The following is a 21,230-nucleotide window of genomic DNA, read 5'->3' as shown; positions in this document are numbered from 1 at the left end:
GCGCCGCCTTCGCAAGTCCGCGCGTAAACCAACGCCCGGAATATCTGGCCGGGCCGGCCCGGCTGTGCCATCAGGAGCCGATGTCGCGTATCATGCTTATCGCCTTTGCCCTTGCAACGTCCATTTTGCCGGTGACCGTCGCCGCCCAGGTTCTGGCGCCGCAGCCTCACATGGCCGCCACTCCCGGTTTCGACGCCTGGTTGGCAACCTATCGCAGCGCTGCGCTCGCACGCGGCATCCGTCCCGAGATCGTCGAACGGGCGCTGTCCGGCCTGACCCCGTCGGATCGGGTCATCGAACTCGATCGCGGCCAACCCGGCGACACCGGCGGCGCTCCGGCGCGCTTCGACAGCTATCTGGCACGCCGTCTCGACGCCGCGCGCATCAACGGCGGCACGGCAACCGCCACCCGCTTGTCGAGCCAGCTTGCCGCCGTCGAAGCGAAAACCGGCGTGCCGGCCGCGATCATCGTCGGGATCTGGGGAATGGAGACCAATTACGGCCGCATCACCGGGGATTTCGACGTCACCCGTAGCCTCGCCACCCTGGCCTGGGATGGCCGCCGCAGCGCCTTGTTCACCAAGGAGCTCGACGCTGTCCTGACCATCCTCGATCGCAACATTGCCACGCGCGAAATGCTCAAGGGCAGCTGGGCCGGCGCGATGGGACAGCCGCAATTCCTGCCGTCGTCCTACCTCGAATACGCCGTCGATGGTGATGGGGACGGCCGTGCCGACATCTGGAGTTCCGATGCCGATACCGCGGCGTCGATCGCCAACTACCTGGTCAAGCACGGCTGGCAACGCGGCGTTCGCTGGGGCCAACGGGTTGTCGTGCCCGCCGGCTTCGACCGCGGGGCGATCGTCAACCCGGCGCGGCCGACCATCTGCATCAAGCCGATGGAGCGCCACAGCCGCTGGATTCCGGCCGGCGAATGGAGAAAGATGGGCATCGCCAGCAGCCTGCCATGGCCAGCGGAAGCCACGCCGATGTCATTGGTGGAACCCGATGGACCCGATGGAGTGGCCTATCTGACGACGGCCAACTACCGGTCGTTGATGGACTATAACTGCTCCAATTTCTACGCACTCTCGGTGGCGCTGCTCGGCGATGCGGTTGCGACGTCGCCGCGCTGAACTGCTGCTGTTGCTGCTGCTCGCGGCGTGTTCCACGTCCGCGAACCGCAAGCCTCCTGCGCCTGTCCAGGGCGCCGTCAAGATCGCCAAGCCGTATCAGGTGTTCGGTGTCTGGTATTACCCGTCTGATGACCGCGAATACGACCAGCGCGGCATCGCCAGCTGGTACGGGCCGGGATTTCACGCGCTGAGTACGGCGAATGGCGAGCGTTATGAGCAGGATGGCCTGAGCGCGGCGCACAAGACCTTGCCGCTGCCAAGCTATGTCGAGGTCGAAAACCTCGACAACGGCCGCAAGCTGACCGTCCGCATCAACGATCGCGGGCCGTTCGTGCAGGGCCGCATCATCGACCTGTCACGCCGTGCCGCCCAGTTACTCGGCGTCGATAGCCCCGGCGTCGCCAAGGTTCGCGTCCGCCGCGTCTACCCCGACCTGCCGACCGTCGACAGCCTCGCGCCCTCGCGGACTCCGCTGCCGCCGCCGGTAGTCGCTTTGCCGACGCCGACCGCGCCGTTACAGCAAAGCTTTATCCAGGTCGCGGCGCTGTCCGATCCCGGTCGCATCGCCTGGCTTTCGGGTTATCTCGCCACCTTCGGCAGCGTCGTCACCGAACGCGCCCCGTCGGGCCTGACGCGTATCCGGTTGGGGCCCTATGCCGATAGCAATTCGGCCAATACCGCGCTGGCGCAGTTGCGGGCTGCGGGTTACAGCGAAGCCGTGCTGATTCCGTCAAGATAGACCCCCTGATTCTCGCGAAAGTATTCCTGCCGATGCGCTCATTCCTGTTTGCCGCCCTGCTGATCTCGGCTTCTGCCGCCAGCGCCGAAGTTCCCAGCTTCAATACGCCGGCCGCCTATGCCTTCATGAAGGACGTTTCGAGCGGGCAGGTGCTTTACGCCAAGGATGCCGACACGCAGATCCCGCCGGCGTCGATGGGCAAGATGATGTCGGTCTATGTCGCGTTCCAGATGATCAAGCGCGGCGAGGCACAACTCGAGCAGAAGATTCTGGTGCGTCCGGAAACCTGGACCAAATGGCATTCTCAGGGTTCGACAATGTTTTTGTCGGTGAACGAACAGGTCAGCGTCGATGACCTTCTCCATGGAATCGTGACCCTTTCGGGCAATGATGCATGTGTCGTTCTTGGCGAAGGGCTGGGCGGGACCGAGGAGAATTACGTCGCGCTGATGAACGCGACTGCGAAGAAGCTCGGCATGAAGAACTCGCACTTCACCAACACCAATGGCTGGCCCGATCCCGAGCAGCACGTCACCGCGCGCGACCTGGCGATCGTTGCCGAGGCCACAATTCGCGACTTTCCGGATCTTTATAAGCGCTTCTATTCCAAGGACAGTTTCACTTGGGGCAAGACGCTCGGCAAGGGCGAGGCGATCACGCAGGCCAACCGCAACCCGCTGCTCGGCAAGATCAGCGGCGCCGATGGCCTGAAGACCGGTCATACCGAGGAGGCCGGCTATGGTTTTACAGGGTCGGCAATCCAGAGTGGGCGGCGGTTGGTGATGGTTGTTGCCGGGCTGGCATCGTTCAACGAGCGCATCGGTGCTTCGGTCAATTTCATGAACTGGGGCTTCAATGCATGGAGCGCGGTACCTGTTGCCAAAAAGGGTCAAGTGCTTGGACAGGCGAAGGTTTCGGGCGGCGCCGAGCCGGCGGTCGGCATGGTGGCGGCGCGCGCTTTGTTCGTGACCATGCCGCGCGGCTTCAGCAGCGACAAGACGACCAAGGTCGTCGCCAAGGCAGGGCTCGAGGCGCCGATTGCCAAGGGGGCGCGGGTTGGCGATCTCGTGGTGTCGGTGAAGGGTCTGCCGGATACGCGGTTGCCGCTGGTGGCTGCTGCTGCTGTCGAGGAAGCCGGGCCGGTGGTGCAGTTCTGGAATTGGCTGAAATCGCTGACCGGAAGCTGAGCCGCGCGTGACCAGCCGCTTCATCACGTTCGAGGGCGGGGAGGGGAGCGGCAAGTCCACCCAGGCGCGGTTGCTCGCTGCCCGGCTCAAGGATGCCGGGCAAACCGTTGTATTGACGCGTGAACCTGGCGGGACCGAGGGCGCCGAGGCGGTCCGGAACTTGCTGGTGACGGGCGATCCGGGGCGGTGGACGCCGTGGGCGGAAGCCTGCCTGGTCAATGCAGCGCGGGCGGACCATGTGGCGCGGGTCATTCGCCCGGCGCTGGACCGCGGCGAGTGGGTAATCTGTGATCGGTTTGTCGATTCGACACGGGCTTACCAAGGTGCAGGCAAGGGAATTGCCGATGCCGAATTGTGCGAGCTTCATGGCCGGGTGACCGATAATCTATGGCCCGACCTGACGCTGGTGCTGCGGGTAAACCCGGTGCTGGGACTGGCCCGGGCGGGTGGTCGCGGGGATGTCGAGGGGCGGTTCGAGGCCCATGACGGGGCATTTCACGCCCGCGTTTCGGACTTTTTCGGCATGTTGCCGGACATGGAGCCGAAGCGTTGCTTTGGATTCGATGCCGACCAGTCGGTCGAGGCGCTTGCGGCCGCGATTGCCGCGAGAGTTTCCGCGTGATCGGGCATGACGAGCAGGTCGCTGCGTTCAAGTCCGCATTCAACGGCGACCGCCCGCATCACGCCTGGTTGCTGACCGGGCCGCAGGGACTGGGCAAGGCGCTGTTTGCCGAAACGGCGGCGATCTGGTTGCTGGCCGGCAAGCCGGCGGGGGAGGGGTTCGCTGGCGGCACCGGGACCGCGGCGGCATCGCTGGCGGCGGCGGGAAGCCATCCGGATTTTCGGCGGCTGGTGCGGACCGAGGACGACAAGGGCAAGCTGCGCAGCGTGATCCGGATCGACGAGGTCCGCGCCTTGCAGCCGCTGTTTCGCCAGACGCCGTCGATCGCCGACTGGCGGGTGGTGATCGTCGACAGCGCCGACGAGATGAATGTCGCGTCCGCAAATGCGCTGCTCAAGAACCTCGAGGAGCCGCCGCCGCAGACGCTGTTCTTCCTCGTCAGCCACACGCCGGGGCGGCTGCTGCCGACGATCCGCTCGCGGTGTCGGTCTTTGCGGTTCGGACGCCTTTCGGACGTGCAGGTCGATGCGGTGCTGGCGGCGACGGCCGATGCTTCGCTCGATGACGATGACCGGGCGACTTTGGTGCAGATCGCCGAAGGGGCGCCGGGGCGGGCGCTGCGGTTTGCCGAGAGCGGTATCGCGGCGCTGGTCGAGCAGATGGAGGATTTGTCGGTGACACCGCGCGCGGCTGCTCCGGCCAAGGCGCTGGCGCTGGCGCGCAGTCTCGCCGGCAAGGCGGCTTTGCCGCGCTACCAGGCATTTCTCGAACTGGCGCCAGCGATGCTCGCCAAGGCGGCGCAGACCCGATCGGGGCCGGCGCTGGCGCATGTCATCGCCGATTGGGAGGCTGCGTCATCACTCGCGGCAGGGGCGGTGGCGCTGTCGCTCGACCCGCAGATGGTCGCCTTTGACCTGGCCGGCAGGATCGCGGCGCTGGCGGAAGCGCATTAGCGCGACTGGCGAGTTGCACCGCAGCGAAAACTCCCGCATTCCCTGCGCCATGACCAAGCGTTACTATATCACCACGGCAATCGCGTACCCCAATGGCAAGCCGCACATGGGCCATGCCTATGAAGCCATAGCCACCGACGTTATCGCGCGTTTCAAGCGACTTGACGGTTACGACGTGCGCTTTTTGACCGGCACCGACGAGCACGGCCTCAAGATCGCCCAGGCGGCACGCGCCGAAGATGTCGAGCCGCGTGCCTATGTCGATAGGATGTCGCAGCCGTTCATCGCACTCGATCGGCAGTTGGGGATCAGCTTCGACCGGTTTATCCGGACGACCGATGCCGATCACAAGGCGCTGTGCCAGGAATTGTGGACGCGGATGGCGGAACAGGGTGATTTGTACCTTGGGCGGTACGAGGGCTGGTATTCGGTTCGCGACGAAGCCTATTATGACGAAGCCGAGCTGGTGGTGGCCGAGGACGCCGCTGGCAAGCCAATCAAGCTGTCGCCGCAGCAGACGCCCGTTGAATGGACGGTCGAGGAAAGCTGGTTCTTCAAGCTGTCGGCCTATGCCGAACCGCTGCTCAAGCTGTACGCTGAACAGCCTGACTTCATCCAGCCCATCAGCCGTTTCAACGAGATGCGCTCGTTTGTTGCCGGCGGACTTTCAGACCTGTCGATGTCGCGGACCAGTTTCGACTGGGGCGTGCCGGTGCCGGGCAGTCCCGGCCATGTCATGTATGTCTGGGTCGATGCGCTGGCGAATTACCTGACCGGTGCGGGTGGGCTGGAGGGCGAATGGTGGCCGGCGGACCTGCATGTCATCGGCAAGGACGTGGTGCGGTTCCACACCATCTACTGGCCGGCGTTCCTGATGTCGGCGGGCATCGCCTTGCCGAAGGCCGTGTTCGGGCATGGCTTCGTTCTCAACCGCGGCGAGAAGATGTCGAAGTCGGTCGGCAATGTCGTTGATCCGGCGGCGATGGCCGAGCGTTTCGGCGTCGACCGGCTGCGCTGGTTCCTGGTACGCGAGGTCGCCTTCGGCGAAGACGGCAGCTATAGCGACGAGGCGATCATCGAGCGGACCAACGCCGATCTTGCCAACGGCATCGGCAATCTGGCGCAGCGGTCGCTGTCGATGGTCGGCAAGAATCTGGACGGCGCGATGCCGGGGCCGGGAGAGGCCGCGGGGCTGGATGCGCTGAACGATAGCCTGGAAATGCTGACTGAAGCGTATTTTGCCGCGATGAACGGCTTGCAGCTTCACAAGGCGCTCGAGGCGGTGATGGGCATGGTCGCGGCCGCCAACGGCTTCTTTGCCGAGAATGCACCGTGGAGCCTGGCCAAGACCGATGTCGGGGCGATGGCCAATGTCCTTCATGCAACGCTCGATGCGACGCGGCGGATCGTCTTGCTGGTGCAGCCGGTGATGCCCGAGGCTTCGGCGCGGTTGCTCGACCTGCTTGGCGTGGCGAGCGATGCACGTGATTTCAAGGATATCGGGGTGATTGTCGATACGGGAACGCAACTACCGGTACCACAGGGCGTGTTTCCGCGGTGGAGCGAGGCGGTTTGAGCGAGGCGGTTCTTCGACTGGCGACAGCGGCGGACCTGCCGGCGCTGCGGGCGATGATGGCCCGAGCAATCGCCGAGCTGCAGGTCGCTTTCCTCAGTCCCGACGAGATCGTTGCCAGCGCCTCGATGATGGGGCTCGATAGCCAGTTGATCGCGGACGGCTGCTATTTCATGGCGGAAATAGGCGGCGAACTGGCGGGCAGCGGCGGTTGGAGCCGGCGTGCGACTTTGTACGGCGGCGACCATAGCTCCGGGCGCGATGCGCGGCTGCTCGATCCGGCGACCGAGGCGGCGCGGATCCGGGCGATGTACACCGAGCCGGGGTTTGCCCGGCGCGGCGTCGGGCGCGCGGTCCTGGCAGCGTGCGAGGACGCCGCGCGGGCCGCCGGCTTTGCGCGTGCCGAATTGATGAGCACCTTGTCGGGGCAGCCGCTGTATCTCGCGGCGGGCTATGTGCCGATCGAACGGATCCTCGACACCAATGGTGCGATGCCGGTGCCTCTGGTCCGGATGGGCAAGGCGCTGTAGGGCAGGGGGCATGTTGATCGACAGCCACTGCCACCTCAATTATCCGGGCCTGCGCGAGGACGTTGCCGGCGTTCTGGATCGGGCTCGCGCGGCGGGGGTCGGCGGGTTTCTCGGGATATCGACGCGGCAGAGCGAGTGGGACGAGGTCATCGCGCTTGCCGATGCCGAGGCGGACGTCTGGGCGACGGTCGGCATCCATCCGCACGAGGCCGATGTCCATCCCGATACCGATGCGGCGACCTTGATTGAGGCGACGCGGCACGGCCGGGTGATCGGCATCGGCGAAACGGGGCTCGATTATTATTACGACAAGAGCGACCGCGAACGGCAGCGGGCGAGTTTTCGGGCGCATATCCTCGCGTCTCGGGCGACCGGGCTGCCGCTGATCGTTCACACCCGCGAGGCCGAGGCCGATACGCTGGCGCTTTTGCGCGAGCCGGGGGAAGGGGCCCTGCGCGGTGTCATCCACTGTTTCACCGCGAGCCAGGACTTTGCTGAACAGGCACTTGCGCTGGGTTTCTATATCTCGCTGTCAGGTATCGTGACCTTCAAGAACGCCAGGGACCTGCAGGCCTCGGCGATGACGATCCCGGGCGATCGGTTGCTTGTGGAAACCGATGCGCCGTTCCTGGCGCCGATCCCGATGCGCGGGAAGACGTGCGAGCCGGGGTTCGTGGCGCATACGGCGAAATTCGTGGCGGGGCTGCGCGGCGAGACGGTCGAAGCGCTGGCGGCGAGTACCAGCGACAATTTCTTTGCGCTGTTCTCCAAGGCGGTGCGCCCGGCGTGAAGATCACCATCCTCGGTTGCGGCACATCGAGCGGCGTGCCGCGGATCGGTGGGCCGGATGGGGCAGGGGATTGGGGGGCGTGCGACCCGGCCGAGCCGAAGAACCGCCGGCGGCGGGTGTCGCTGCTGATCGAGCATGGCGGCAAAACGGTGTTGATCGACACCGGGCCGGATTTGCGCGAGCAATTGCTGTCGGCGCGGGTCCGGCATCTCGATGCGGTGTTCCTGACGCACGACCATGCCGATCATTCGCATGGCATCGACGATCTGCGGCAGGTGTTCCATGCGATGGGCGAGCCGGTGGCGTGCTTTGCCTCGGCGGCGACCTGGGGCGTACTGCGCGAGCGCTTCGGCTATGTGTTTGCGGGGACGAAATTTTATCCGCCGACGTGTACGGCGGCCGATCTTGTCGAGCCGATGCGGGTAGGGGAGATGCTGGTCACCGGGTTCGAGCAGAACCATGGCAATATCGATTCGACCGGGTATCGGATCGAGGCGGCGGGGCGGGCGCTGGTCTATTCGACCGATGTGAAGACGCTCGACGAACGGGCGTATGCAATGCTGGCGGGGCTTGATCTTTGGGTGGTGGATGCGCTGCGGCGCGCGCCGCATCCGTCGCATAGCCATCTGGCGCAAACGCTTGAATGGATTGCGGAATATCGTCCAGAGCGGGCGGTGCTGACGCATATGGACCAGTCGATGGATTATGCGGGGCTGGTGGCGGAACTGCCGGCGGGGGTGGAGCCGGGGTTTGATGGGTTGGTGGTGGAGTTGGGGTAGGGTGCTCCACTACGTCCGAATCTGGATGCCAGCCTTCGCTGGCATGACAGAGCGGGAGAAGGGGTCAGGCGATGCGCAGGCCGGCGTAGAGCAGGGCGAGGGCGAAGGCGGCGGCACTGGCGGCGACGATGACGAGCAGGGGCTTGGGGCCGGTCTTCATGATTTCAGCAAGCGGCGAGCGGATGGCTGTCGCTGCGACCGAGATGGCGAGCATCCAGGCGGCGGTGTCGGCGGCAAATGTCGAGATGCGATCGGGGATGAAGCCGGTCGAATTGACTCCGGCCACGATGAAAAAGCCGATGACGAACCAGGGTATGACGGCGGCGCGGGCCTTGGCGCCGGTGATTTCGAGGTGGGCGGGAAACATCAGCGCGATGACGCCGAGCGCTGGGGCGAGCAAGGCGACGCGGGCGAGTTTGACGATGGTGGCGGTTTCACCGGCGGCGGGCGAGAAGGCATAACCCGAGCCGAGCGCCTGGGCGACATCGTGGATCGAACCGCCGAGGAAATAGCCGGCCTGGGCGTCGGAAAAGCCCAGGGCATGGGCGGCGGCGGGGTAAAGCACCATCGCGAGCGAGCTCATCGCCGAGATGCCGATGAGGACGACGGTGAGCTCGGCCTGGCGGACGCGGCGTTCGCCGAGCGTGGCCGACAGCGCCATTGCCGCCGAGCCGCCGCAGATGGCGACGGCGCCGCCGGCAAGGACGCCGAACGCCGAGGTGAAGCCGAGCGCGCGGGCAGCGAGGACACCGACGCCGATGGTAACGGCGACGGTGAGAATGACCATCAGCAAGGCCTCCGGGCCGAGCGCGGCGATCTGGGCGAAGGTGATGCGGGCGCCGACGAGGACGATGGCCCAGCGGAGCAGCTCGCGTGCGGCGAGCGTCAGGCCAGGTGTGAGGCGGTGGTCGGCGGACAGGAAGTTGAGTGCCAGCCCGATGAGCAGCGCCATCAGGGTGAGCGGCACGCCATAGCGATCGGTGAGGCTGGCGGCGGCGAGCGTGGCGAGGACGGCGACAGTGAGGCCGGGGAGATAATCGCGCAGGCGAACCTTGGGCGTTGCCTCGATATCGCCGAACAGGTCGGCGGCCTGGGGCATTTGCGAAGGACGGGGCTCTGAGCGCATCGTTGAAGCGTTATTGCAACGGGGGGGTTTGGCCAAGCCCCGTTGGTTATTTAACATAATATATATTATCGGGATATGAGATTAACGACGAAAGGGCCTGCCCCGCTTTCGATTGCACCGTGAGTGATGACATCGCCGCAGTGTTGCGGCAGACGCTTTCGATGGCTCCTGCACCGACGCTTTCCCGACTGGCTGCGATCATGGCGCGATTGCGTGATCCGGTGGACGGGTGCCCGTGGGACCGGGCGCAGAGTTTTGCGACGATCGCGCCCTATACGATCGAGGAGGCCTATGAGGTTGCCGAGGCGATTGCCGTGGGTGACATGGGCGAGCTGAAGGGCGAACTGGGCGACTTGTTGCTCCAGGTGGTGTTTCATTCGCGGATCGCCGAGGAAGCCGGGCATTTCGCGCTGGACGATGTGGTGGCGGCGATTTGCGACAAGATGGAACGGCGGCATCCGCATATCTTCGGGCAAGGCGTCATCGTCTTCGCCTTCAATCTTTTCAGCATCGAACAATTGCACCGGACTGGCCGGCATAACCGTCGAGATGGCGTGCTTGTACACGAGTTGCGAATGGCCGTCACGGCGCAGCAGCACCGAGAAGTTATCGAACCAGGTGATGATGCCCTGCAATTTGACGCCGTTGACGAGAAACATTGTCACCGGGGTCTTGGTCTTGCGGACCGCGTTCAGGAAAATATCCTGCAAGTTGTTTGCTTTGTCGGCCATGTTAGAACCACTTTCCGATCTTTTATCGTCGGGTTGCCCCGCGATCACCTCGTTGCCCGGCGTCGGCGACCGCACCTTCCCGGTGCGACAATCGAAGGATAGTGCGCCGCAGCATAGTTCTCAATGGGCTTTGGCATGCGAGCGCGTTTCCTCGCCGACGATCTAGGCTTCGGCTTCCGCCTCTTCGCCGTGATCGTCGCTGAGGCCCAGTGCCTTCAATTTGCGGTGCAATGCCGAGCGTTCCATGCCGATGAAGGCTGCTGTCTTGGAAATATTGCCGGAAAAGCGCCGGATCTGGGCACGGAGATACTCGCGCTCGAAGGCCTCGCGCGCTTCCCTGAGCGGCGTGCCCATGATCGAGCGAACGGCTTGGTTGGGAACGAGGCGCGCCGGTTCGGCGGTGACCTCGGAAGGCAGCATGTCGATGTCGATCGAGACGATGCGGTCGGCAGGCGCGAGAATCATGGTGCGCTCGACGACATTGCGGAGCTGGCGGACGTTGCCGGGCCAGTCGTAGGTCTGCAGCGCGGCGATGGCGTCGTCGCTGAGCGCCGGCGTGGCGACACGGCGTTCGGCGGCGTATCGGGTGAGGAAATACTGCACGAGTTCAGCGACATCCTCGCGGCGTTCGGACAGCGACGGCAAGCGCACCGGGACGACGTTGAGGCGGTAGTAAAGGTCTTCACGGAAACGCCCGGCGGCAATTTCGGCGACAAGATCGCGCGAGGTGGCGCTGATGACGCGAACGTCGACGCGGACCCAGCGCGAGCCCCCGACGCGCTGGAAAATCTGTTCGGTGAGGACGCGCAGGATCTTGGCCTGGGTCGGCACCGGCATGTCGGCGACATCGTCGAGGAACAGTGTGCCGCCGTGCGCCTGTTCGAACAGGCCGGAATGGACGAGATGCCCGCCTTCCTCGACGCCGAACAGTGCCTCCTCGACGCGGTCGGGAGTCATGCGCGCGGCGCTGACGACGACGAAGGGCGAGGCTTCGCGCGGGCTCCATTGATGAAGCAGGCGCGCGGCGACTTCCTTGCCGGAGCCGGCGGCCCCGGTGATGAGGACGCGGCTGCCGGTGGCGGCGACGCGTTTCAGCGTGGCGCGGACCCCGTTGATCAGTGCGCTCGAGCCGGTCAGTTCGGTGTCGAAGCCGACACGCTCCTTCAGCGCCTCGAACTCGCGCTTGAGACGTTCGGTCTCAGTGGCCCTGCGAACAACGAGTAATAACTGTTCGGCCTGGAACGGTTTTTCGATAAAGTCATAGGCGCCACGCTTGATTGCGGCGACAGCGGTTTCGATGTTGCCATGGCCCGAAATGACGACCACCGGCAGTGTCGGCTCGCGCAATTTGATCTCGTCGAGGAGTTCGATGCCGTCGAGGCGCGAGCCTTGTAGCCAGACATCGAGGACTATCAGCGAAGGCCGGCGCTCGGCGAGCGCGGCGAGGGCGCCGTCGCTGTCGCCGGCGGTGCGGGTGTCGTAGCCCTCGTCGCCGAGGACACCGGCGATGAGATCGCGGATGTCGGCTTCGTCGTCGACGATGAGGATATCGAGGGCCATGCTTTATCCGTTCCTCATGCAGTGATGCGAAGCGCCATGCGGCCATCGCTGCCGATGCTGTCGGCGACCATGGCGCGGCTGAAACGTGCGGCGGCAAAGGCGCCGGGTTCGCCAGGCGCGTCGCCTAATTCGAGAGTGCCGCCGTGGTCCTCGACGATCTTCTTGACGATGGCGAGGCCGAGCCCGGTGCCGCGGGCGCGGGTCGTGACATAGGGTTCGGTGAGCCGGTCGCGGCCCTCGGCGGGCAGGCCGATGCCGTTGTCGGTGACGGTGATAGTGACGAAATCGGCGGCGTCGGCGACGAGGATGTGGATGCGGCCCTCGGCGGGCGTCTCGCCGGCGGCGGTTTGCCGGGCGATGCGCGCCATCACCGATTCGGCGGCATTCTTGATGAGGTTGGTCAGCGCCCGGGCAATCTGCTGGCGATCGCAGACCATCGGTTCGACAGTGGTGCCCTCGAGGGTGAAGACGATCGCCGGGAAGGCGACTTCCTGAAGCACGAGCGCCTGGGCGGCGATGCGCTCGGGGCTTTCGGCGCCGAAAATCGGCTTGGGCAGGCGGGCGAAATCGGAGAATTCATCGACCATGCGGCGCAGGTCGCCGACCTGGCGCACGATGGTGCCGGTCAGCACGCCGAAGGTGTCGGCATCCTCGCTGATCTGCTTGCCGAACTTGCGTTGCAAACGCTCGGCGGCAAGCTGGATCGGGGTCAGCGGGTTCTTGATCTCATGGGCGATGCGGCGAGCGACATCGGCCCAGGCGGCGCGGCGCTGATCGGCGAGCTGCGCTGAAATATCGTCGAAGGTCAGCACGTAACCGCCATCGGTACCGGTTTCGGCGGCGATGCGAACCGACAGCGTTTGCGTTTCGGTGCCCCGGACGATGCGGACCTGGCCGGCGGCGTCACCGCTGTGCTGGGCCTGTTCGAGTAGCACGGCGAGATCGGGCACGGCGGTGCGCAGCGGCTGGCCGATCAGGCGATCTTCGGAGGATTGCAGCAGCGCCGCGGCCGACCGATTGGCGACGCGGATGTCGCCGGCCGGCGAGATCGACAGGACGCCGGCCGATACGCCCGAAAGCACCGCTTCGGTGAACTGGCGGCGCGCGTCGAGCTGGCTGTTAGCGCCGATCAGCGCCTGTTGCTGGGTCTTCAATTGCGCCGTCATGCGGTTGAAGGCGCGCGCCAAAGTGCCGATCTCGTCGGGCGAGCCGCGCACCGGCACACGGGCATCGAGGTCCCCTGCCCCGACGCGCTCGGCGGCAACGGCAAGGCGCGCGATCGGTGCGACCATGCGGTTGGCGAGCCATAAAGCGAACCAGATGGCGACGGCGAGGGTCAGCAGCGAAACGCCCATCAGGACGAGGTTAAAGCGCAGCTGCATGGTCCGCGAGCGCTCGACGAGCGAGCGATATTCATCGAGCGCTCCGGCGGCGCGGTCGGCGCGAGCGAGGACCGCGGGATCGGCCTTGCGGCTGACATAGATGTAGAGACCGGGGGTGTTGGCGACGCCGACGATGGCCTCGATACGGTCGCTGCCCTTGGCGACGACGGTTGCCGCGCTGGTGCTGGCGCGGCCGAGATCCACGACGGCGAGGCGGTCCGCGAGCTCGGTGACCGAGATGCCGCTCGCTGAGACGGGTGCGATGCCGCGATCGCCGACACGTTTGAAAACAGCGGCTTCGGTGAGGTTCCTCCCGAGTTTCTGGCGTTCGAGGCCTTCGGCGAAAGTTGGCGTGCCGAGGCCGAATTCGCGGGCATAGCTGTCGATATCACCCGCCATGGCGGTGATGTCGTCGCCGACGCGCTGGCGGTTTTCCTCGACATAGGCCTGTGCGACCTGATTCGAGCTGTCGAGCACGGTCTTGACACGGTCGGAGAACCAGAACTGGACGCCGAACTGGAACAGCAACGACGCGAAGATGACGACGAGGATGGTGGGGACGGCGGCGATGCCGGCGAATAGCGCGACCATGCGGACATGGAGCTGGGCGCCGGCAAGGCCGTTGCGGCGATTGGCGAGCAGGATGGCGACACGGCGAGCGATGAGCACGACGAGGACCATGACCGGGAGCAGATTGGCGACGAGGAGCAGCGTCACTAGCGGCGGCGAAACGCCATTTGCCGGCGCGGCCTGGCCGGTAAGGAGCGCATAGCTCGACCAGCCAAGGACGATGGTCAGGACTGCTGCGATGATTTCGAGCCGGGGATAAAGATCGACGCGCTTGACCCAGCGGCTGTAGCGTCGGCGCAGCACTCGCCACCGCATGGACGGCGATGCGTCGGCGACGTGCAAGGCGGTGGTATCGAGCATCAACAGCACATCCTATGCCATAATAGTGGCAGAAGGAACACAGGCGTTGCGGCGATGTGACAGATTTGGGCGGTAATTAGACGCGGCGGGATTCGACCGCGAGATCGGTCAGTTTCTTGCGCAGGGTGTTGCGATTAATGCCGAGCAGCTTGGCGGCTTTGAGCTGGTTGCCGCCGGTGGCATCGAGGCAGGCGGCGATCAGCGGCCGTTCGACTTCGGCGAGCAGGCGATCATAGACCCCATCGGGGGGCAGATTGCCGGCAAAATCGGCGAAATAGCGCGCGATATGGACAGCGGCCGCCTCGCCGAGACTGGAACTTTCAGCGGCGGGGGCCGGCGGCGGGGTCCGCTGGCCGATACCGGCGCTGACGGCCGTGGCGGTTATGGTGTCGCCGCGCTCGAGGACGGCGAGGCGGCGCATGAGATTTTCGAGCTCGCGAACATTGCCGGGCCAGGCATGGGCACGGAGCGCGTCGATCGCGAGCGGGTCGAGCTGTTTGCGGGGCAGGCCTTCGGAAGCAGCGATTTCGAGAAAATGCCGGGCGAGCGCAGCGACGTCCTCGATGCGGGCGCGCAAGGGGGGGAGTTGCAGCGGGACGACGTTCAGCCGGTAATACAGGTCCTCGCGGAAGCGCCCGGCTTGGGTCAGCGCGTGGAGATCCTGGTTGGTTGCCGTCAGGATGCGGACATCGGCGCGCTGGGTCCGGGTGCCGCCGACGGTGGTAAATTCGCCGGTCTGCAGGACGCGGAGCAGCCGCGTCTGGGCTTCCAGCGGCATGTCGCCGATCTCGTCGAGGAACAATGTGCCGCCCTGTGCCTGTTCGAACTTGCCCGAAGCTCGCGCGGCGGCACCGGTAAAGGCGCCGCGTTCATGGCCGAACAGCTCGCTTTCGATGAGTTCGCGCGGGATGGCGGCCATGTTGAGGGCGATGAACGGCCGGTTTGCGCGCGGGCCCATGTCGTGGATGGCGCGGGCAACCAGCTCCTTGCCAGTGCCGCTTTCACCAAGGATCATCACCGTCAGGTCGTTCGGGACGACGCGGGCGATGAGGCGATAGACCTCCTGCATGGCCGGCGAGCGGCCGATGAGCGGGGTGTCGTCGCCGCCGAATTCGCCGGTGTCGGTCTGGGCGCGACCTTCGAGTGCGGCGGCAACGGAACGCGTCAATTCTTTGAGATCGAACGGTTTTGGCAAATAGTCGAAGGCGCCTTGCTCAGTCGCGCGGACGGCGGTGGACAGGGTGTTCTGCGCGCTCATCACGATCACGCGCAGGCCCGGGCGCAAGGCGAGCAGCTTGGGGATGGTATCGAGGCCATTGGCGTCAGGAAGGATAACATCGGTGACGACAACGTCGCCGCGGCCCTCGCTGACCAGCTTGACGAGGCCGGCGGCGGTTTCCGTCAGGCGAACCTGGTAGCCGGCGCGGGTCAATGCCTGGCGAACAACGGTGCGGATGGCGGCGTCGTCGTCGGCGACGATCACGGTTGCGGTCATGCGGCCCTTCCCGAGGTGCGTGCGACCGGCAGGCGGACGCGGAAGACGGTTTCCGCAACTTCGCTGGTGCGTTCATATTCGACTACGCCGCCATGATCGGCGATGATCTTGGCGACCAGCGCGAGCCCCAGGCCCGTACCTCCGCGCTTGGTGGTCACGAACGGTTCGAAGACATGGTCGACAAGGTCGTCGTCGACGCCGGGGCCATTGTCGATGATGCGGACTTCAAGGGGGAGCGAGATCGGCGGGCCGCCGCCTTCGGGACGGAATTTGAGGCCCGGGCGGAACGCGGTGGTGATGCGAATACGGCCGGTGTTGCCAGTCGCTTCGGCGGCATTCTTGAAAAGATTCAGGAAGACCTGGACGAGCGCGTCGCGGTTGGCGGCGACGAGGGGCAGCGACGGGTCGTAGCTTTCGGTGATGGCGATGCCGCTGCCGAAACCCTGTTCCGAAAGCTTGCGGACATGGCCGAGGATCTCGTGGATGTTTTCGGGACGCAGCGTCATCGGGCGGGTGTCGGTGAAGCTCTCCATCCGGTCGACAAGCTTGGCGATGCGGTCGACCTCGGCGACTATGAGGTCGGTTAGCTCGCGCCGATCCTCGAGGCTGTTGGCGCTGTCGGAGCCGCTGGCGAGGAGCTGCGCGGCGCCGCGGATGCCCGACAGCGGGTTCTTGATTTCATGCGCGAGCATGGCGGCGACGCCGACGGCCGACCGCGCCGCGCCCTGTTGGTGGACCTGGCGATCCACGAGCGTCGCGACCGAGCGGGTCTGGAAGGCGACGGTCAGCCAGTCGGGGGCCTCGCCGACAGGCGATACCAGCACGTCGGCGCGGGCAATACGGCCGCCTGCGAAATGTAGCGGCAGGTCATACGCCGCGCAGCCGCTGCCGTCGGCCCGGGCGCGGAGGACAAGGTCGTCGACGACGCTGTCATGGCCGAAGGCAGCACTCCAACCGCGCTCGGCTAGCGCCTGCTGGCTGGCGTTGAGGAAGATTTCGGCAGCGAGGTTGGCCTGGACCGGAATGCCGCCGGGATCGATGAGGACCGCCGGAACCGCAAGGCCGGCAAGCAGCTCGGCGGCGCCGGCCATCAGGCCGCGATCGCTTCCAGCTGCATCTGCTCGTCGTAAAAGCGGTCAATCATTGCCGTAACCTGCGCCGGGTCGGCCAACTGGTTGACGGCGTTACGGAACTGCCCTGAGTCATGGAGGCCCTTGGTGTACCACCCGAGATGCTTGCGCGCGAGATTGACGCCGATGACGGTGCCGTAGAGATCGAGCATCGCAGCGTAGTGTTCGCGAACGAGCGCATGCTGCTGGACAAGCGACGGGTCGCCGGGGACCGGGCGGCCGGTGAGCGCCGCCATGACCTGTGCGATCAGCCATGGCTTGCCATAAGCGCCGCGGCCGATCATCACGCCGTCGGCGCCCGATTGGTCGAGCGCAGTCTCGGCATCGGCAATCGAGCAGATATCGCCATTAACGATTACAGGGACTTTGACGGCATCCTTGACTGACCGCACAAAGGCCCAGTCGGCCGTGCCCGAATAGAGCTGGCAGCGCGTTCGACCGTGGATGGTGATCAGCTGGATACCGAGGTCCTCGGCGACGCGCGCCAGTTCGGGGGCGTTGAGGCTGGCATGATCCCAGCCCATCCGCATCTTGAGCGTTACCGGGACCTTGACCGCCTTGACCGTCGCCGCGATCAACCGGGCCGCCAGTTCTGGTTCGCGCATCAACGCCGACCCGGCATGGCCGTTGACGACCTTCTTCACCGGGCAGCCCATGTTGATGTCGATGATCGCGGCGCCCATGCCTTCGTTGAGCTTGGCGGCTTCGGCCATGCGATCGGGGTCGCAACCGGCAAGCTGCATCGATACCGGGTCCTCGCTCGGGTCCCAGGCGGCCTTTTGCAGCGACTGGCGCGTCTCGCGGATCATCGCCTCGCTGGCGATCATCTCGGTAACGGTCAAACCGGCACCGAAGCGCTTGACGAGGGTGCGGAATGGCCGATCGGTGACGCCCGTCATCGGCGCCAGGATAACCGGCATTTCGAGCCTGACAGGGCCGATTGAGATGGGATGGATGCGCGACACGATTATGCCCAAAAAACAGGCACGGCCCATATCGGCTTTCCCCCTGTTCGGCAAGCTTGCGGCGCGCTAGACGGCGATGGTGAACGTTCATGCCCTTATCGTCGCTGCTGGTCAGGGCTTCCGCGCTGGCGGCGATGTGCCCAAGCAATATCAGCTTGTGGGCGGCCAGATGCTGCTACGCCATGCGATCGAGGGATTGCTGGCGCACCCCGCGATCGACGCGGTGACGGTCGTGATCAATCCGGCGGACCGGCTGCTTTATGACGCCGCTGTCGCTGGTCTGGCGCTTCCCGAGCCGGTGGCGGGCGGGCCAACACGGCAGGTTTCGGTTCGCAATGGGCTGGAGGCACTGGCAGGCACCCCCCCTGCCCTTGTGCTTGTCCATGACGCGGCGCGCGCTTTCTTGCCCAGCGCTGTGATCGACGGCCTGCTCGCGGCGCTTGCCATCCCGGCCAACGACGGAGCGGTGCCGGCGCTTGCGGTCATCGACAGCTTGCGCCGTGGCAACGACCATTATGACGCGGCCGTCGATCGCGACGGCCTGTGGCGCGTCCAGACCCCGCAAGCGTTCCGGTACACGCCACTGCTCGCCGCGCACCGCAATGCTCCCGACGGCGCTACCGACGAACTGGCCATCGCCATGGCCGCCGGGCTGCGCGTCGCCATCACGCCGGGCGACGAACGCGCTTTCAAGGTGACCGGGCCACAGGATTTTGCCAAGGCTGCAGCGATGATCGTCATCCCCCTCACCTCGCGCACCGCCAGCGGCTTCGATGTTCATCGTTTTGGACCCGGCGACCATGTCTGGCTGTGCGGCGTGCAGATCCCCCACAGCCACGGCCTGGTCGGCCATAGCGACGCCGACGCGGGGCTCCATGCCCTGACCGACGCGCTGCTCGGCACGATATCGGCGGGCGATATCGGCGATCATTTCCCGCCCAGCGATCCGCGGTGGAAAGGCGCCGCGTCGGACATTTTCCTCGCCCACGCAGCGAAATTCGTGCGCGAGGCCGGCGGGGTCATCGACCATGTCGACGTGACACTGATCTGCGAGCGGCCAAAGGTGGGCCCGCACCGCCTGACCATGCGCGAGCGTATCGCCGCGATCCTCGAAATCCCGGTGGCGCAGGTCAGCGTCAAGGCGACGACGACCGAGTTGCTGGGCTTTACCGGGCGCAGCGAAGGTATTGCCGCACAGGCCATCGCCAGCGTGCGACTTCCGGCGTAAGGCGGGCGCCATGGACCCTGAACTCCTCGCCGTCGCCGAACGCGTCCTCGACGCAAACCGCATCGCCGGACGGATGCTCGTGGTTGCCGAAAGCTGCACCGGCGGGCTGGTCAGCGCCGCCCTCACCGAGATTGCGGGCGCATCTGACGTCTTCGATCGCGGCTTCGTGACCTATTCGAACGAGGCCAAGCTGGACGCCATCGGGGTCAACCAGGACATTCTCGAAACCTTCGGCGCGGTCTCGATCGCGGTGGCCTGGGCGATGGCACAAGGCGCACTGAAGCACAGCGTCGCCGATACGGCAGTCGCCATCACCGGCATCGCCGGGCCGGGCGGCGGCACGGCCAAAAAGCCGGTCGGCACGGTAGTGTTCGCGCGCGCCATTCGCGGCGGCGATCCCGACCGGGTGACCGCCGACGTCCGCCATTTCGGCGACCTCGGCCGCAGCGAAATCCGCCGTCAGGCGGCGCTGGTGGCGCTCGAACTGCTGATGCCCGAGCCCGACACAGCAGCGACCGCGGGGCCATAGACCGCGGCGGCGCGGGTTTCGAACGAAGCGACCATGCGGCGGAAGGCCTCGGCGAAGAACATGCCGGCGAGACGCTCGAACATCTTGTTCTTGAATTCGAAATCGACGCTGAAATCGATATCGCAGCCACCGCCGGGTGCGGGGCGGAAAATCCAGTCGTTGGTCAGGTATTTCAGCGGCCCCGAGATATAATCGACATCGACGCGGCGCGGCCGATCGAGCGTCACCCGGCTGGTGAAGCGCTCGCGGACCATCTTGAAGCCGACAACCATGTCCGCGGTGACGACATTGCCCTCGATGCTGCGTATCCGCATCGCCTGCACCCATGGCAGGAATTCGTGATATTTCCCGATGTCGGCGACAAGGTCGAACATCTGTTCCTGCGACCAGGACAAATGCCGGGTTTCGGAATGGCGCGGCATCAGGCTGGCGTCACAGCAGCGAATTTAGCGCTGTCTGCCGTGCTCGCCTTCGCTCGGCGCTTCGCCTGCATCTCGGCGAAATCCTTGCCGGCATGATACGACGAGCGCGTCAGGGGCGACGCCGCCACCTGGAGAAAGCCCTTCGACCGCGCCACCGAGCCATAGGCCGCAAATGCCGCCGGGGTGACGAAATCGATGACCTTGGCGTGGCGCGGCGTCGGCTGGAGATACTGGCCGACGGTGAGGAAATCGACGCCGGCCGAGCGCATGTCGTCCCAGACCTGGTGAAGCTCCTGCGCGGTTTCGCCGAGGCCGACCATGACGCCGGACTTGGTAAAGACCTGGTCGTTCAACGACTTGACCTGGTCGAGCAGGCGCAACGAGTGGTAATAACGCGCGCCGGGGCGGATCGTCGGGTAGAGCCGCGGCACGGTTTCGAGGTTGTGGTTGTAGACATCGGGCCCGGCGGCGACGATCATCTCGACCGCGAGCTTGGCCTTGTTGCGAAAATCGGGGGTCAGGATCTCGATCGTCGTGCGCGGTGCGTGCTTGCGCAGTTCCTCGATGACGCGGACGAACTGGCGCGCGCCGCCATCGGGCAGGTCGTCACGGTCGACCGAGGTGATGACAATATGTTCGAGGCCAAGGGCGCCGGCGGCTTCGGCGACGTGCATCGGTTCCAGCATGTCGACGGGGCCGGGCATGCCGGTCTTGACGTTGCAAAAGGCGCAGGCGCGGGTGCAGGTGTCGCCGAGAATCATCACCGTAGCGTGCTTCTGGCTCCAGCATTCGCCGATGTTCGGGCAGGCGGCTTCCTCGCAGACGGTATTGAGGTTGAGCCGGCGCATCAGCGCGCGGGTTTCGGCGAACGTCGGCGAGGTTGGGGCGCGGACGCGGAGCCAGTCGGGCTTGCGGGCGCGGACTTCGGGGAGGGTAACGATCGGGGTCGCGATCGGACTGGCGGCAAATTCACTCATGATGTGCAGATAGCCTTTGCTGGGCGCGATGCCAATGCGGCACGGGGCGCATGCGACCTATGCGGGGACGGCATGAGGTCATTCGCGGGCCGCGTCGAAAATGCGGCCGCGAGGGTCCCTGGCGCCGGCGCGTTGTTCGACCCAGGATTTGTGACGCTTGAAGCCGCAGCCCGACTGGCCGGCCGAACCCGCTGTCGAGCAGCTGTGCATGCCGCCGGCGTCATGGTCGAACAGCGCGTTGCGTTCGCGCGAGATGCTGATCGAATTGCGGCTTTCGGGGTCGGGTTCGAGGGGGAGCGGCAGGCGGTAGGGTGACTTGGGGCGCTCGACATCGGCGCAGACGACGATCTCGCCGGGCGCGGCCTTCGGGCACAAGGCGCTAAGCGACGGCGGGACCGCCGCAAACCTGGGCGCCGGGATTTGTGCGGACGCGATTTGCGCGAACA

General features: G+C 65.6%; 20 protein-coding genes and 2 pseudogenes. 12 read left to right on the top strand and 10 right to left on the bottom strand.

Features of this window, described 5'->3' with window-relative positions; all coding sequences use genetic code 11:
* The first annotated feature begins 80 nt into the window (after positions 1 to 80).
* Genes IEW98_RS04335 through IEW98_RS04295 form a run of 9 tightly spaced genes read left to right on the top strand, consistent with a single transcriptional unit; the run spans position 81 to position 8,309 of the window.
* Entirely contained in the window at positions 81 to 1,136 is a 1,056-nt protein-coding gene (locus tag IEW98_RS04335; RefSeq protein ID WP_188761691.1) for a lytic murein transglycosylase, read from the top strand.
* Complete coding sequence (locus tag IEW98_RS04330) at positions 1,111 to 1,875, top strand: septal ring lytic transglycosylase RlpA family protein (RefSeq protein ID WP_188761690.1); 765 nt, start codon at positions 1,111 to 1,113, stop codon at positions 1,873 to 1,875. Before IEW98_RS04335 ends, IEW98_RS04330 begins: the two co-directional genes overlap by 26 nt.
* Positions 1,876 to 1,907: 32 nt before the next feature.
* Positions 1,908 to 3,062 (top strand): D-alanyl-D-alanine carboxypeptidase family protein, encoded by a 1,155-nt coding sequence (locus tag IEW98_RS04325; RefSeq protein ID WP_188761689.1) that lies wholly within the window; start codon positions 1,908 to 1,910, stop codon positions 3,060 to 3,062.
* 7 nt (positions 3,063 to 3,069) lie between these two features.
* On the top strand, positions 3,070 to 3,684 hold the full coding sequence (gene tmk, locus IEW98_RS04320) for a dTMP kinase (RefSeq protein ID WP_188761688.1): 615 nt from the start codon (positions 3,070 to 3,072) through the stop codon (positions 3,682 to 3,684).
* Positions 3,681 to 4,637, top strand: coding sequence for a DNA polymerase III delta subunit-related protein (locus IEW98_RS04315; RefSeq protein WP_243450548.1), 957 nt, complete (start codon positions 3,681 to 3,683; stop codon positions 4,635 to 4,637). Before tmk ends, IEW98_RS04315 begins: the two co-directional genes overlap by 4 nt.
* Positions 4,638 to 4,686: 49 nt before the next feature.
* A complete protein-coding gene (gene metG, locus IEW98_RS04310; RefSeq protein ID WP_188761687.1) occupies positions 4,687 to 6,213 on the top strand; it encodes a methionine--tRNA ligase in 1,527 nt (508 codons plus the stop codon).
* Complete coding sequence (locus IEW98_RS04305) at positions 6,210 to 6,740, top strand: GNAT family N-acetyltransferase (protein WP_371870748.1); 531 nt, start codon at positions 6,210 to 6,212, stop codon at positions 6,738 to 6,740. Before metG ends, IEW98_RS04305 begins: the two co-directional genes overlap by 4 nt.
* Before the next feature lie 10 nt (positions 6,741 to 6,750).
* Positions 6,751 to 7,530 (top strand): TatD family hydrolase, encoded by a 780-nt coding sequence (locus IEW98_RS04300; protein WP_188761686.1) that lies wholly within the window; start codon positions 6,751 to 6,753, stop codon positions 7,528 to 7,530.
* Positions 7,527 to 8,309, top strand: a complete 783-nt coding sequence (locus tag IEW98_RS04295; protein WP_188761685.1) for an MBL fold metallo-hydrolase — start codon at positions 7,527 to 7,529, stop codon at positions 8,307 to 8,309. The genes IEW98_RS04300 and IEW98_RS04295 overlap by 4 nt, the downstream gene beginning before the upstream one ends.
* A gap of 64 nt (positions 8,310 to 8,373) precedes the next feature.
* Here the strand turns inward: IEW98_RS04295 and IEW98_RS04290 are convergent, their stop codons facing one another.
* Positions 8,374 to 9,408 carry a YeiH family protein gene (locus tag IEW98_RS04290; protein ID WP_243450547.1) on the bottom strand — a complete coding sequence of 345 codons (1,035 nt, stop codon included), beginning with the start codon at positions 9,406 to 9,408 and terminating at the stop codon, positions 8,374 to 8,376.
* A gap of 188 nt (positions 9,409 to 9,596) precedes the next feature.
* On the opposite strand from IEW98_RS04290, the pseudogene IEW98_RS04285 reads away from it, so the two are divergent.
* Positions 9,597 to 9,908 (top strand): annotated as a pseudogene (locus IEW98_RS04285) (MazG nucleotide pyrophosphohydrolase domain-containing protein); the annotation flags it as partial.
* 27 nt (positions 9,909 to 9,935) lie between these two features.
* On the opposite strand, the pseudogene hfq reads toward IEW98_RS04285, so the two are convergent.
* From hfq to dusB, 6 genes and pseudogenes are all read right to left on the bottom strand, one after another.
* Positions 9,936 to 10,166, bottom strand: a pseudogene (gene hfq, locus IEW98_RS04280) (RNA chaperone Hfq); the annotation flags it as partial.
* A gap of 162 nt (positions 10,167 to 10,328) precedes the next feature.
* Positions 10,329 to 11,726, bottom strand: coding sequence for a nitrogen assimilation response regulator NtrX (ntrX, locus tag IEW98_RS04275; protein ID WP_188761683.1), 1,398 nt, complete (start codon positions 11,724 to 11,726; stop codon positions 10,329 to 10,331).
* Positions 11,727 to 11,740: 14 nt separating this feature from the next.
* On the bottom strand, positions 11,741 to 14,038 hold the full coding sequence (locus tag IEW98_RS04270; protein ID WP_188761682.1) for a sensor histidine kinase NtrY-like: 2,298 nt from the start codon (positions 14,036 to 14,038) through the stop codon (positions 11,741 to 11,743).
* A 76-nt stretch (positions 14,039 to 14,114) separates the two neighbouring features.
* Complete coding sequence (ntrC, locus tag IEW98_RS04265; protein WP_188761681.1) at positions 14,115 to 15,533, bottom strand: nitrogen regulation protein NR(I); 1,419 nt, start codon at positions 15,531 to 15,533, stop codon at positions 14,115 to 14,117.
* On the bottom strand, positions 15,530 to 16,624 hold the full coding sequence (locus IEW98_RS04260) for a two-component system sensor histidine kinase NtrB (protein WP_188761680.1): 1,095 nt from the start codon (positions 16,622 to 16,624) through the stop codon (positions 15,530 to 15,532). Before IEW98_RS04260 ends, ntrC begins: the two co-directional genes overlap by 4 nt.
* Positions 16,624 to 17,658, bottom strand: a complete 1,035-nt coding sequence (gene dusB, locus IEW98_RS04255) for a tRNA dihydrouridine synthase DusB (protein WP_371870747.1) — start codon at positions 17,656 to 17,658, stop codon at positions 16,624 to 16,626. Before dusB ends, IEW98_RS04260 begins: the two co-directional genes overlap by 1 nt.
* Positions 17,659 to 17,704: 46 nt before the next feature.
* Between dusB and IEW98_RS04250 the strand changes: the two genes are divergently transcribed.
* Positions 17,705 to 18,856, top strand: coding sequence for a bifunctional 2-C-methyl-D-erythritol 4-phosphate cytidylyltransferase/2-C-methyl-D-erythritol 2,4-cyclodiphosphate synthase (locus IEW98_RS04250; protein ID WP_188761678.1), 1,152 nt, complete (start codon positions 17,705 to 17,707; stop codon positions 18,854 to 18,856).
* A 10-nt stretch (positions 18,857 to 18,866) separates the two neighbouring features.
* Positions 18,867 to 19,385, top strand: coding sequence for a CinA family protein (locus IEW98_RS04245; RefSeq protein WP_188761677.1), 519 nt, complete (start codon positions 18,867 to 18,869; stop codon positions 19,383 to 19,385).
* Here IEW98_RS04245 and IEW98_RS04240 read toward each other — a convergent pair.
* The 3 genes from IEW98_RS04240 to IEW98_RS04230 form a co-directional block, all read right to left on the bottom strand.
* On the bottom strand, positions 19,316 to 19,807 hold the full coding sequence (locus tag IEW98_RS04240; RefSeq protein ID WP_188761676.1) for a type II toxin-antitoxin system RatA family toxin: 492 nt from the start codon (positions 19,805 to 19,807) through the stop codon (positions 19,316 to 19,318). The genes IEW98_RS04245 and IEW98_RS04240 overlap by 70 nt on opposite strands.
* A complete protein-coding gene (gene lipA / locus IEW98_RS04235) occupies positions 19,807 to 20,784 on the bottom strand; it encodes a lipoyl synthase (RefSeq protein WP_188761675.1) in 978 nt (325 codons plus the stop codon). The genes IEW98_RS04240 and lipA overlap by 1 nt, the downstream gene beginning before the upstream one ends.
* 78 nt (positions 20,785 to 20,862) lie before the next feature.
* Positions 20,863 to 21,159: a hypothetical protein gene (locus IEW98_RS04230; RefSeq protein ID WP_188761674.1), complete on the bottom strand. Its 297-nt coding sequence runs from the start codon at positions 21,157 to 21,159 to the stop codon at positions 20,863 to 20,865.
* Positions 21,160 to 21,230 lie beyond the last annotated feature (71 nt).

This window comes from Sandarakinorhabdus glacialis (assembly GCF_014643455.1).
GTDB classification, from domain to species: Bacteria; Pseudomonadota; Alphaproteobacteria; order Sphingomonadales; family Sphingomonadaceae; genus Sandarakinorhabdus; species Sandarakinorhabdus glacialis.
This window is presented reverse-complemented; position numbering and strand designations above follow the sequence as displayed.